1 protein-coding gene is annotated in these 290 nt (G+C 46.9%); it reads right to left on the bottom strand.

Going from position 1 to position 290, the window contains the following annotated elements; genetic code table 11:
• A partial coding sequence (locus tag ACNG5D_RS16005) for a hypothetical protein (RefSeq protein WP_418184530.1) occupies positions 1 to 290 on the bottom strand: 290 nt, incomplete at both ends.

Below are 290 nucleotides of genomic sequence, written 5' to 3'. Positions count from 1 at the left end.
ACCGTCACTTAAAGTTACTGGGTTACCAACGCGGATTGGTGTACCGTCTACCTCCGTAATCACCACGCTACTGTTATCGCCATCTGGCTCGTTATCGCCATCTAATGCGTTAACTGGTACAGCCGTGTTGATCGTCGCATTGCCTATCGTTTCATCGTCCGCTACTGGAGGTAATTGATCAAATGTGATAGCGACTTGACCTTGATCCGTTAAACCGTCTTCATCTTCTACCGGATAGGTGAAGTTGATTGGTTCTGTGCTATCCGTTACTGGGGTTACACTTAATGTAC

Source organism: Algibacter ulvanivorans (assembly GCF_048381495.1).
GTDB lineage: Bacteria > Bacteroidota > Bacteroidia > Flavobacteriales > Flavobacteriaceae > Algibacter_B > Algibacter_B ulvanivorans.
Note: the sequence above shows the minus strand (reverse complement) of the source record. Positions and strands in the feature narration are given on the sequence as shown.